A 13011-nucleotide genomic window follows, 5' to 3' on the forward strand; every position below is an offset into this window, starting at 1 on the left:
AATTTAAAAATGTTATAGAAGCTTGGGGTGGTGAAGTTGTTACAAATCAACTTATAGAGAATAATGGCAGATACTATATAGATTTTGATGATTTAAGAAATAAAGCAAAGCAAGGTGCTAAATTTATGATAGTTTGTAATCCTCATAATCCAGTTGGAAGGGTTTGGTCAAAAGAAGAATTAGAAGCTATAGCAAATATTTGCATAGAAAATAACATAACTATTATATCTGATGAAATTTACTCTGATATAATGTTATGGGGAAATAAACATACTCCAATGGCATCTATAAGTGAAGAAATAAGAAAACATACTATAACTTGTACTTCTTCAACTAAAACATTTAACTTAGCTGGACTTCAAGTTGCCACAGTAATATTCCCTAATCTAAATATGAAAAATCAATATGATGCTATATTAAAGAAAATAGAAACATATAGAAATAATGCATTTAGTATAGTCGCTAATACAATTGCTTTTACTGAAGGAAAAGAATGGTTTTTAGACGCTACTACTTATATAGAAGAAAATATAAAATATGCTGTAGATTATATAAATAGTAATATACCTCAAATAAAAGTAAGTATACCTGATAGTACATACTTATTATGGCTAGATTGTAGAAATTTAAATCTTGATGGAGATGACTTAGTTGACTTCTTTGTTAATAAAGCACGACTTGCACTTAATGATGGTCGTCTATTTGGAGATGGTGGAGATGGTTATATGAGAATAAATATAGCTTGTCCTAGAAGAATTTTAGAAAAAGCTCTATACCAATTAGAGAATGCAGTTGACAGCTATAATTTTGATAAATATGAATTAATTTCGGGTTGTTAAAACGCTCTACGTAAAAATAACTAATAATATACTATTATCTATTTCTTAAATTTTACTTTAATTTAAATACTTATCTATTTTTTAATTTAAAAAGGGCTATAAATTAGCCCTTTTGTTGATTTTTAACTTTTTATTTAAGCTCTAATATATCTATTATAAAGTCATAAAATTTTTTTATAACAGGGCTATACATTATACTTTCTTCACTTATCCAATCATCATATCGTATTGATATTTGATTGGCGCTTCCTGGTTGAAATATATTTGCTATGCATCCTATCTTAACTTTATTCTCACTAGATCTGCTCCAGCTTTCTTTATATTTATCATCAACCCTTTCTAAATATTCATTTACATTATCTAATAAATCACTATAAACAATCTTAGCACCTTCAAGTAAAAAGTTTTCTAACGTTCCTTGTGAGTAGTTATCGGGAAAAAAATAATAATACATATTTATAATTTCTCCTCGAATCCTACATGAACCACTTAGAAAATCTTTTTTCTTAATAACCATATCTTTGTTATACTTCCTAAATTTTTCATCAAAAGCTTCTTTTGCAGATTTTTGATCAGCATCAAATATTGCACATACTCCATTTATTTGCTTTAATTCTGACTTGGTCATATTACTAAGGTATAAATCTATATCCCTGATAATATTACCTACTCCATTAGCTGATACCATCACTATGCATAAATTATTTTTTATAAAATATGAAGGCATAGGTATAAATCTATCTAACCTGTTATCTACAAATGGATAAGTTCTTGGTACTCTACTTCTCCATATTTCTGGAATATCATTTATGTTACTAACTTCTTTAAATTCATTTATTAATAATATTCTAGCTACACAATTTATATCATGAACTCCCTCTACAAAAAATAAAAAACTTCTCATTATCTCACATCCTGACCTAGCAAGTTTCTAATATCTTTTAACCTATCGCCAGAAAACTTTGTATAGTATGTTTTATTATTATATACTTCTATCCTAAAACAAGATAATAAATCTATTTGATTTCCAAGTGAAAGTATAATTCCATCTATAGCTTCTAAACTATGAGTCGTACATATTAATTGAACCTTATACTCCTTACAAATCTTTATAATACTGTTAAACACTTTATTTATATGGTTTTTGTGTATTGCACTTTCTATTTCATCAACTAGCAGTATCCCACCTTTTGCACTTATCATTGCTGTTGCAAGTGTGAATATCTTTTTAATACTATCTCCAAAACTAAATAAAGGTGTAGTACCATATACATTATGATCTATATATATATAACTTCTACCTGTATTAAATTTTTTTACTAGTTTAAAATCTACTACGTCTGGATCAAATATATTAAGTAAATTTATTATATTTTCTTTATCTCTATCATTTACATTTTCTAAGGTACTTTCTATTAAGTCACTTCTATAATAATCATATGGAGTAACATATACTATTTTTATAATGTCATAGTCATTAAGGTATTTGATATCTTTATTTTCCTCTATAGATATATTTTTATCTATGACTGTTTCATCTTCTACCTTCACATTAATATTACCTAGAAATGTATTATCAGTGTCATTATTTATGTCAATATATCTTACTATATTTCCATTTATGTTAACCTCTCTAGTTAATCCTTTTATAGTTGATTCAATTTTTATACTTTTGTTTATATCTTGATCTCTTGGGAATATGTCTAAGAATAGTTCAAAACTTGAAGGGTATGCAGAACTTCTTTTTGATACATTATTTAATATACTTTTTATGCTATCTTCATTTCCGAGTATTGACATAGCTTCAAGTAATGAGGTTTTTCCGCTATTATTCGCTCCTACTATTATATTTATATGAGATAGGTCCTTTAATTCTAAGTCTTCTATACTTTTAAAATGATGTATTTTTAGATACGTTAAATAGCTCATATTATCACTTCTTTCTAATTTATATAATAATTATACAAATTAGAAAGAAATAATATAACATCTTTATAATTAATTATTAAATTCTTCTGACGACAAATCTTCTCTATTTAATAAGTTTTTAAATAGAGATACTATAATTTTTATTGCTAATATTATTATGAAAATTAAAGTTATACCAGTTAAAGCACCTAATGAATCTATAAATACATCCTTTATACTTCCTGATCTTCCTGGTACAGATAGTTGCCTGTATTCATCATAACAAGCATACATTATAGAAAGTAAAAGCGCTATTGATGATGATAGTATAAGCTTTTTAGAAAATAAATATATAAATAATAGTAAAGATATTCCAATTAATGCATATATACTGAAATGTGCCATCTTTCTAACAATATAACTTTTACTTCCAAATCCTTTTAGTTTTTCATATATCTTGGTCTGAATTTTTATAAGCTTTTCATCTTGTAATGTAACTTTATCTCTTATTTTATCTATAAATCTTACGACTAACTGTGATTGACTTCCTGATACTTGTGCATCCTGACTAGAAAAATAATACATTCCACCTATGCTACACACAACTAACATAAACACTAGAAATTTCTTCATTTTATCAATCCTTTTACTCAATTTTCTACTTTATAGCTAATTAAATCTTGATATTTATAAAACTTTTCTATAATCATTAAGTTTATTATTATCTAATTATACCATATTTATTTTAAAATTAGCTAATAATAAGGGTATGACATTATATCGTTAATGTTATACCTTTTTCTTTTTATGATTTATCAACTCTAAACAAATTATCATAAGTCTTTAAGAAATTACTTGCCAAGTAATCAACCTTTTCTTCCCACCTTTTATCTTCTTCCTCATCTGGACAGTACATTATCTGGATAGCATCAACAGATAAACCATTGTAATACATAGAATCTTCTTTTAAATAATTCTTACTTAAGTGCCTTGCAGTATGAAGCACAGATTCATCATGGCTATTAAATAGTCTTCCTTCTGAACTATCACTATAAACTTCATAACCAGTTAAGTTATTATCCTCTATTGCCCTTCTAGATGTTGCAAATCCACTTTCAAGTGCTACAATTCCTGCCATAAAAAATGCATTTACACCATACTTTTTCTCTGCCTCAACAAAAGCACTTGCAAGATGAGCCATAGTTTTTGATCCAGTAGTATTCATAAGTACTTCCTTCATTTCGTCTTCAGTTATTCCACTAATTACTGTAACATTTTCTCTTAAATAAGTTACACCTTCTACTCTATTTATTTCAATCATTTCTTCATTTTTAATTCTAGTTTGTAATTTTTCATATTCTATTTTAAGATTTTCAGCTTCTTCATTATTTGCGATTTCATTATCTATATTATTTAGTGATAAGTTTTCTCCTGAAACTGTAGAGTATTTCGATAGTATATTAAAACTAAATGCTATAAATAATAAGCATATACAAATCACAAGGTACTTTTTTAAATTCACATTATCACTCTCCTTATATATAAATTCAATAACTTACTTTTATTCCCCTTTTAGCAAGTTTTGATAGGAAAGTGTATAACATGATATATTTTCCTTTATTTTAAGTTTTTATCTATATATTCGTTATTATTTTATAAGTATTTTCATATTTAATGTCAGCTATCTAATAAATTTATATATAGTAAATATATTTTTTTAATATATTTACTATATCCTACAAAGCTTTATCAATATTGCTAATTTAGTTTATACTTAAAAGTATAATACTTTGCAAATATTTCACAAATAAATTTAGTTTGTGATAAATATATTGGGTAAATAATATTATAGGATGGTGATTAAAATGAATGATAAAATAAAAATAACCTTTAAAAATGATTTTATAAGAATTGTAGAAAGGAGTAACATCAGAAACTTTAATTCTCTAGTCGACTGGCTAGAAAAATTTAATAAAGGTGAAGATGTTCCTTTTCTTACCATGTCAGGAAGAGATTTAGGCAGTGCTATAGCTATAAATAAAAATAATGTAAAAAGCATAGAATTTATAAATAAATAAGCTGATAGTTTAACTATCAGCTTATACTTATGTATGAATATATATTAACTTATATTTTTACCTTTACCTATTTTATATTATCTACAATACCTGTTAGTATCCCGTCTAAACTATCACTAATTTCTGATACTCCATTATGAGTTATATTAACTATTTCTTTTGTCATAGGAAGTTCTCCTAAAAGTTTTAAATCCATTTCACTTAGGAATTTTTCAGTTTCTTCCCCTTCAAATAGTTTTATTTTTTTATCACAATCTGGGCATTGTATATAGCTCATATTCTCTACAACACCTAATACTTTTATATTTAACATTTTTGCCATATTAACAGCCTTTGCAACTATCATAGATATCATATCTTGAGGTACAGATACCATAACTACTCCACTTATAGGAATTGATTGCATTACTGTAAGTGCTACATCTCCAGTTCCAGGAGGCATATCTATTAATAGATAATCTAGCTCTCCCCATATTACATCGCTGTAAAATTGCTTTACAGCATTCCCTACCATTGGTCCTTTCCAAACAATTGGTTGATTTTCATTATCTACCATATAGTTTATAGACATTGTCTTTATACCCTCTTTACTTTCTATAGGGAATATATCTTTTCCATTTGACATAGCTCTTTGATTTTGAAGATTCATAAGTCTTGGAATACTTGGACCTGTTATATCTGAATCAAGTATTCCTACTTTATATCCCATTTTATTTAATTTTTTAGCTATTAATGCAGTTACAGTTGATTTACCAACTCCACCTTTTCCGCTCATAACAGCAATTATTTTTTTTATATTATTATTTGGGTTATTCTTTATATTACAAGTTGCTTGGCTTTTGCAACTATTTTTTGATGGACATGAGTTACAATTTGACATTTATTATTCCTCCAATTTATGTTAACTTCTAGTATTTTATTTTCTAATATATTATTTACCCATAAATTTATATTTTATTGATATTATTGAAAAATCATTAATTTTTTATACAACACTAAGAAATACTATATAATGTATTGTCTTTTTTTATAATTTTAAAAATTGTATGGGTACAATTTTCATTGTATCTAATTATGGTAGTTGGTATAATTTAGATAACACATGATTATAAATTGGAGGATATATGAATGAATAACAAAACAAAATTAATTGTCCTAAATGGAATTATGATAGCTCTTGTTTGTATCACCACTATGGTAATACAAATACCAATACCTATGACAGAAGGATATGTAAATATAGGGGATAGTATTATTTTTGTAGCATCAATTTTATTTGGACCTATACCAGGTATGATTGCAGGAGGATTAGGATCTGCTTTAGCTGATATTTTAACTGGATATTCACATTGGGCTTTATTCACACTACTAATAAAGGGATTTGAAGGATATGTAGTTGGTATTATTGTTAGAAAGAATACAAATTTAGTAAAAAATATATTAGCTACATTACTTGGTGTCCTGATTATGGTCAGCGGATACTTATTAGCAGGTACATTTTTACAAGGTAGTTTTATAATTTCATTAGGTTCAGTTCCATCTAATACTATTCAAGGTATAGTTAGTATGGTAATTGGTATACCAATAGCTTCATATCTTCTGACTGTAAAATACGTAAAATCATTTAAGCAAATATCTAGTAATTAAAACAAATTCTAGTACATAGATTTCTTGTAATTAAAAAGTGTGCTAAAATAATCAAACACTTAAACTTAAGTTCTAATTATTTTAACACACTTTATTTACTAGTTTATTGTATAAATTCCTATTTCCTTCTAAAATAACCACTGTGTCCTCCTAGCTTACTTTTACGCTTTTTTCAACTTTACAATCATCAGATATATTAAGATTTTTGGTATATTCTATATATTCTACATATGAGTTTTCTAGTTTTATATCATCACCTTTCATTGATTTACAACTAAACCTTCCATGTTTTACTTTATATAAATTTGGAATATATTTACGTCTATATTTAAGTATTTCTATTTTTGATGATTTTATTTCATTACAATATGACTTGCTATATGGATAAATATTTACACTTTGAGCTTTTAATATTCCATCACACTGTATAGAACCTTTTATAGTTATACTTTCACACTCTATACTACCTTTCACTTTAACTAATCCATTTATATTTATTTCTTTAGCATATATATTAAATTCTATATCTATGTCTCCATCTATATCAACAATATCACATTTTATATCAGAACTAAACTTGCAATCTCCAACCAATACAAGTTTCTCTATATCAGCATTTCCATCTACTAATAAATCTCCACTTATCTTAACCTGTCCTACTTTAATATCTCCATTTATATGTGTATTTCCACGTACATTTAATTGTCCAAAATCTAAATTACCTCTAAACTCAGCATCTCCATTTATTTTTACTTCTCTTGCATATACATTTCCAATAGATGATACATCTCCCATAATTTTTACTACATCATATTCTCCTTCACTAATAAATCCATCTCCTGATATCTTTATACTTTTTTTCATATTTTCCTCCTTATCTTAATCTTTATAATTATAATCTGATTATTAAATAGCTAATTTATTATTAAGATTATATTCGTAATATAATAAATATTTACTTAAAAAAGGTATAGGATATATAATTTTCCCTATTTTTTTTTTTTTTATTCTTTTAACATATCTATTGCACCTAATGCAATATGAGCAACACCTGCTCCTACTAATAAAGCTCCTGTCATATTTGCATAATCGCGAGATCTAAATCTTCTTTGTTTAGATTGATTAGCATCTACTGATAATCCTGCCATAGTTACTGCTACTCCTAATGTAACAGGTATTAATCCTTTTTTCATGATCTAGTTCCTCCTCAATGTAAATTTAATATTATTTTTTACATTAAAGAGTTTATTGTAGTATGTAATATCTTACTATTTTAAATTATTTTGTTTATTATAAGAAATTTAGAGTTTATATTAATTACATATTAGACAATATATATTTAAACTCCTCTATTTTTAGTTCTATTTTATATATATAATATAAAAACCTACTGATATTATCAGTAGGTTAAACTTAGTTTATTTTTTAAAATCTATAACTTCTTTATCCCCTAACATTATATTAGTTTCGCTTAATGTAGTGTGTGCTATAACTCTACCTTCTCTTATTGAGTAGTAAACAGGTACTTGTCTTCTTATTGCATCATATCCATTTTCAGCAGGAAGTATTATCATATTTCCTGGCTTTCCAACTTCTATACCATATTTATCACATATATTAAGCGTTCTTGCACTGTTATTAGTTATTAAATCTATTGATTCATTTATTTGACTGTATCCCATCATTTGACATACATGAAGCCCCATATGAAGAACTTGTAACATATTTCCCGTACCAAGTGGATTCCATGGATCCATTATATCATCATGACCAAAACATACATTTATATTAGATTCAACCATTTCTTTAACTCTTGTAACTCCCCTTCTCTTTGGATATGTGTCAAATCTACCTTGAAGGTGTATATTTACAAGTGGGTTTGCTATAAAGTTTATACCGCTCATTTTTAATAATCTAAATAATTTATATGCATAAGCTCCATTATATGAGTGCATTGCTGTTGTATGACTTGCCGTAACTTTATTCCCCATGTTATTTTCATATGCTCTTGTTGCAAGTACTTCTACAAATCTTGATTGTTCATCATCTATCTCATCACAGTGAACATCTATCAATACATCATATTTTTTAGCTAATTCAAACATTTTATCAATAGACTCTACCCCGTACTCTCTAGTAAATTCAAAGTGAGGTATAGCTCCTATTACGTCAGCTCCTAATTTTAAAGCTTCCTCAAGTAACTCAAGCCCATTAGGATATGATAGTATTCCTTCTTGAGGGAATGCAACTATTTGAATAGTTACATAATCTTTTAACTCTTCTCTTAGTTCTACCATAGCTTTTATCGCAATTAAGCTCGGATCTGTTGTATCAACATGAGTTCTTATAAATTGTATCCCATTTGCTACTTGCCAAGTTATGGCTTTTCTTGCTCTAGTTTTTACATCTTCTATTGTTAAGAATTCTTTTCTTTCTGACCAACGCTCTATTCCTTCAAATAATGTACCACTTTCATTCCATTTAGGTTCACCAGCAGTCAATGTAGTATCTAAATGAATATGAGGCTCTATAAATGGTGGTATAACTAAAAATCCTTTTGCATCTATTATTTCGTCATTATTTACTTCTATATTTGAGTCTATTTTTGTTATTACTCCATCTTTTATTAATATATCTACTAAGTTGTCATTGTTTCTTAATTTTGCATTTTTGATTAGCATATTTTCCCTCCTAAGATACTAAAATTATATTTAACTACTAATTGCCTAATAAAATAATTTTAAGCTACTTTACCTGTTCTGTTATTTATATCATTTGATTTACTTTTTGTATTTAATTTACTTAATACTACATAAGTTACTATTGCAACTATTACTGAATTTAAAGGTGTTATTCCTTTTAATGTATATGCTCCTATAACACCTGCTATCCAAGCTATTATTGCATTTATATTAACTGTTTTAAATTTTGCATATTTAAACTCTGTATAACTTCTTTTATTTAATATAAAGTAATCAGCTATTATTACTGCTCCTGTTGCTGGTATAAATGAATTTAATAAATTTAACCATCCCATAAAGTTGTTGTATAAAAATGTTGCTAGTAATGTACCTACTATACCATTTATTATAACCATTCTACTTTTTGGTTGCTTTGTTATATTTGAAAATCCAAGCCCTGATCCATAAAGCGCATTATCATTAGTAGTCCAAATATTAAGCCCAAGTATTATTATCGCTGGTATTATAAGACTTTGCATAAACATTACTTCTGCTATATCTGATTGACCTGTAGCCATTGCTCCTATAGCTCCAAATGCTAACATTAATGAATTTCCTATTAAGAAAGCTATTACAGTAGTACTTACAGCTGTCTTTTTATCTTTAGAAAATCTTGTAAAGTCTGCTGTTAATGTTCCACCACTTATAAATGTACCTACTACTGATGCAAGCGCTGCACTCATAGTCATAGTTCCTGTCGGTTCTATTGATAGTAATCCTGTAATTCCACCAACATCACCTATAGCTTTCCCTGCTGATATACTACCTAGTATTGCTATTGAAGGAACTGCTATCATACTTAGTATTGTTAGTGACTTCATTCCAAAGAAAGCCGTAGCTGTCATTAATAAACCTGATACCAAAACTAATATACCTACGTTAATTCCTGTAACCTTTGATACTGGTATTGCAAACATTGCAACCCCTACACCAAACCAACCTACTTGTGTTGCTGATACTAAAAATGATACAAGGTATGAACCTTTTTCACCAAATGAATATCTTGCAAGTAAGTGCGTTGAAAGCCCTGTATCACCTGCTTAGTATTTATAGTCTTACTAGTTTGCTTTAGCTTACAAATCAGTAAATTTTTCAAAAAATTTCCCTTTCTAATATTTCTTTATAATTCATACTTGTAATATTTCTAATCATTGTTATATAATATATATAACAATGATTAGAAATATTATGGAGGTTTAAAAATGATTTTAAATTTAGATTTTAATAGTGATATTCCTATTTATACTCAAATTAGAGAACAAATAATTAAATCTATCGCCAGTGGTGATTTAAAAATAAATGAATCTTTACCATCAGTAAGAAATATGGCTGAAGAATTAGGAGTAAATCTCCATACAGTTGATAAATCTTATAACTTACTTAAAGATGAAGGGTACATAAATATAGATAGAAGAAAAGGTGCAATTGTAAATAAACTACCACTAGATAAAACTGATTTTAATGTTGACAAAATTGAATCTATGTTAGATCTTCTAGTAGCTCAAAGTTACCTTTTAGGAATGTCTCGTGAAGAATTTTTAGATTATAGCAATAAATTATTTGATAAATACGAGGTGAAAGACTATGAATAGTACTTTAGCTTTAATTATTAATATTCCAACTTTATTTCTACTATATATATTAACTTATTTTACCCAAGCATTAAGCGGTAAAAGACAATTCTATGGAATTAGCTTAAATTCTGATTACTTTAACAAAGATGAATTTAAAAATTTAGATAAAAAATATAAACTATTTACAACTATTGGTTTTATAATATCTTTAATACTTGAGTTAGCATCTATTTATATATTTAAGGCATATGTAACTTCTTCAATTTTGCCAATGTTAGCTTTTTGTTTATATAACTTTTTTGTATATATAAATATTCATAATAAAGTTAAATCATTAAAATCTGAGTTATCACTTAATATATCTGATTTAGATTTAGAAAAAACTAAAGTTATATTAGATACAGAGTTTATTCAAGAGAAAAATAAAATAGTAAAAAGATATTCATTACTACACTTAATACCTTTAATAGTAATTACTATAGTAGGTGTATATGCTTTAGCTAATTATAATTCTATACCAGATGTTATACCTACTCATTGGGGTGCTAGTGGAAATGCAGATGCATTTGCGGATAAATCATTTATAAAAATACTTGCTATTGTAGGTATGATGATTGGCCTTGGAGTTGTTATTTATATATCATCTATATCTTCATTAAAAACTAGAGCTAAATTATCTATTAACTCTATAGATAATAGTAAAAAAGCTCATTTACATTATTTAAATATGTTTGGATTCACTTTTTTAATTCTAAATATAGGGTGTGAAGTTTTATTTATAGATATACTTATTGCTACTATTAATACAAGCAGTGTGAATCCTTTAATTTTATGGCCAACTACCATTATAATTATTTTAACTGCAATTTATCAAATGTATCTATATTATAAATCTCCTAATAAAAGTAAGAATGCTGTTTATTCTATTGATGATGATGATTCATTATGGATATTTGGTTGTATTTATAATAATCCAGATGATCCATCACTTTTCGTTAATAAAAGATTTGGTGCTGGATGGACTGTAAATATCGGTACAATTAAAGGAAAAATATTCTTTATATTACCATTTATAATAGTTTTATTTTCCCTTGCCTTAATATAAAAAGTCGCTAATTTAGCGACTTTTTATATGTTTTATATATTATTTTATTCTAACTATCTATACGTGATAACTCATCTCTAAACTCTTCATCTTCTTTAGCCCATAAAAGAGATCTACTTACTGCCTTTTTCCATCCTTTATATAGTAAATTTCGCTTATCATCACTCATATTAGGTATAAATTCTCTATCTATAATCCAAGATTTTTTTATTTCATCCTTATTATTGTAAAACTCTACTGCAAGACCAGCTAAATATGCAGCTCCTAGTGCTGTAGTTTCTACAACTTTTGGTCTATCGATATTTACATCCAATATGTCAGATTGGAATTGCATTAAAAAATTATTGCTACTTGCTCCTCCATCAACTCTAAGATCTTTTAGCTTAAGACCAGAGTCTTCTTGCATTGCATTTAATACATCCTTAACTTGGTATGCTATTGATTCAAGTGTTGCTCTCACTAGATGAGCTCTATTGGCACCTCTAGTAAGACCCATTATAGCTCCTCTTGCATACATATCCCAATATGGTGCTCCTAGTCCTGCAAATGCTGGAACTACATATACTCCATTGGTGTCTTTTACGCTATTTGCATAAAATTCACTTTGTTTTGCATCATATAATACTCTAAGTTCATCTCTTAACCATTGTATAGATGCTCCACCTATAAATATACTTCCTTCTAGCGCATATTCTACTTTACCATCAACACCCCAAGCTATAGTTGTTAATAATCCATGCTTTGACTCAACTATATTTTCTCCTGTGTTCATAAGCATGAAACATCCTGTTCCATAAGTATTTTTAGCACTTCCTTCTTCAAAACATGTTTGTCCAAATAAAGCTGCTTGTTGATCTCCTGCACATCCAGCTATTGGTATCTGTGCTCCTGATAACATACCTTCATCAGTGTGACCATATATATAACTTGATGGCTTTACATCTGGTAGCATAGACTTTGGTATATCTAATATTTCTAATATTTCATCATCCCATTTTAATTCTTTTATATTATAAAGCATTGTTCTTGCTGCATTGGTATAATCTGTTACATGAACCTTTCCACGAGTTAGATTCCATATTAACCAAGTATCTACTGTACCAAATAACAGTTCTCCAT

The 13011-nt window shown here is 27.2% G+C and carries 14 protein-coding genes and 1 pseudogene; 5 read left to right on the top strand and 10 right to left on the bottom strand.

Features of this window, described 5'->3' with window-relative positions:
• The coding region (locus Q5F54_RS05300; RefSeq protein ID WP_302334063.1) for a MalY/PatB family protein at positions 1–839 on the top strand (839 nt) is incomplete at its 5' end.
• Positions 840–969: 130 nt separating this feature from the next.
• Here Q5F54_RS05300 and Q5F54_RS05305 read toward each other — a convergent pair.
• The 4 genes from Q5F54_RS05305 to Q5F54_RS05320 all read right to left on the bottom strand — a co-directional run bounded on the left by Q5F54_RS05305 (position 970) and on the right by Q5F54_RS05320 (position 4269).
• Positions 970–1743, bottom strand: coding sequence for a DUF3226 domain-containing protein (locus Q5F54_RS05305; RefSeq protein WP_281537280.1), 774 nt, complete (start codon positions 1741–1743; stop codon positions 970–972).
• A complete protein-coding gene (locus tag Q5F54_RS05310; RefSeq protein ID WP_281537279.1) occupies positions 1743–2768 on the bottom strand; it encodes an ATP/GTP-binding protein in 1026 nt (341 codons plus the stop codon). Before Q5F54_RS05310 ends, Q5F54_RS05305 begins: the two co-directional genes overlap by 1 nt.
• A gap of 69 nt (positions 2769–2837) precedes the next feature.
• A complete protein-coding gene (locus Q5F54_RS05315) occupies positions 2838–3380 on the bottom strand; it encodes a VanZ family protein (protein ID WP_074010978.1) in 543 nt (180 codons plus the stop codon).
• 172 nt (positions 3381–3552) lie between these two features.
• On the bottom strand, positions 3553–4269 hold the full coding sequence (locus Q5F54_RS05320) for a glucosaminidase domain-containing protein (protein WP_071120954.1): 717 nt from the start codon (positions 4267–4269) through the stop codon (positions 3553–3555).
• Between the two features lie 343 nt (positions 4270–4612).
• On the opposite strand from Q5F54_RS05320, the gene Q5F54_RS05325 reads away from it, so the two are divergent.
• Complete coding sequence (locus Q5F54_RS05325) at positions 4613–4825, top strand: hypothetical protein (protein ID WP_071120955.1); 213 nt, start codon at positions 4613–4615, stop codon at positions 4823–4825.
• Between the two features lie 67 nt (positions 4826–4892).
• Here Q5F54_RS05325 and Q5F54_RS05330 read toward each other — a convergent pair whose 3' ends face one another.
• Positions 4893–5705 carry an Mrp/NBP35 family ATP-binding protein gene (locus Q5F54_RS05330; RefSeq protein ID WP_071120956.1) on the bottom strand — a complete coding sequence of 271 codons (813 nt, stop codon included), beginning with the start codon at positions 5703–5705 and terminating at the stop codon, positions 4893–4895.
• Positions 5706–5953: 248 nt separating this feature from the next.
• Between Q5F54_RS05330 and Q5F54_RS05335 the strand changes: the two genes are divergently transcribed.
• Positions 5954–6472 (top strand): ECF transporter S component, encoded by a 519-nt coding sequence (locus Q5F54_RS05335; RefSeq protein ID WP_281537857.1) that lies wholly within the window; start codon positions 5954–5956, stop codon positions 6470–6472.
• 150 nt (positions 6473–6622) lie between these two features.
• On the opposite strand, the gene Q5F54_RS05340 is transcribed toward Q5F54_RS05335, so the two are convergent.
• The 4 genes and pseudogenes from Q5F54_RS05340 to codB form a co-directional block, all read right to left on the bottom strand.
• Entirely contained in the window at positions 6623–7336 is a 714-nt protein-coding gene (locus tag Q5F54_RS05340) for a polymer-forming cytoskeletal protein (RefSeq protein WP_281537856.1), read from the bottom strand.
• A 140-nt stretch (positions 7337–7476) separates the two neighbouring features.
• Positions 7477–7665, bottom strand: a complete 189-nt coding sequence (locus tag Q5F54_RS05345) for a hypothetical protein (RefSeq protein WP_071120959.1) — start codon at positions 7663–7665, stop codon at positions 7477–7479.
• A gap of 225 nt (positions 7666–7890) precedes the next feature.
• Positions 7891–9153: a cytosine deaminase gene (locus Q5F54_RS05350; protein ID WP_281537855.1), complete on the bottom strand. Its 1263-nt coding sequence runs from the start codon at positions 9151–9153 to the stop codon at positions 7891–7893.
• Between the two features lie 59 nt (positions 9154–9212).
• Positions 9213–10187: pseudogene (gene codB, locus Q5F54_RS05355) on the bottom strand (cytosine permease); the annotation flags it as partial.
• A gap of 228 nt (positions 10188–10415) precedes the next feature.
• Between codB and Q5F54_RS05360 the strand changes: the two are divergent.
• Together Q5F54_RS05360 and Q5F54_RS05365 are read left to right on the top strand one after the other, a co-directional pair.
• A complete protein-coding gene (locus tag Q5F54_RS05360; protein ID WP_302334064.1) occupies positions 10416–10805 on the top strand; it encodes a GntR family transcriptional regulator in 390 nt (129 codons plus the stop codon).
• Complete coding sequence (locus Q5F54_RS05365; protein WP_281537853.1) at positions 10798–11892, top strand: DUF1648 domain-containing protein; 1095 nt, start codon at positions 10798–10800, stop codon at positions 11890–11892. The genes Q5F54_RS05360 and Q5F54_RS05365 overlap by 8 nt, the downstream gene beginning before the upstream one ends.
• Positions 11893–11941: 49 nt before the next feature.
• Here Q5F54_RS05365 and Q5F54_RS05370 read toward each other — a convergent pair.
• A partial coding sequence (locus Q5F54_RS05370) for a glycerol kinase GlpK (protein WP_302334065.1) occupies positions 11942–13011 on the bottom strand: 1070 nt, incomplete at its 5' end.

Origin of the sequence: uncultured Romboutsia sp. (assembly GCF_958366745.1) — a bacterium.
Classification (GTDB): domain Bacteria; phylum Bacillota; class Clostridia; order Peptostreptococcales; family Peptostreptococcaceae; genus Romboutsia; species Romboutsia timonensis.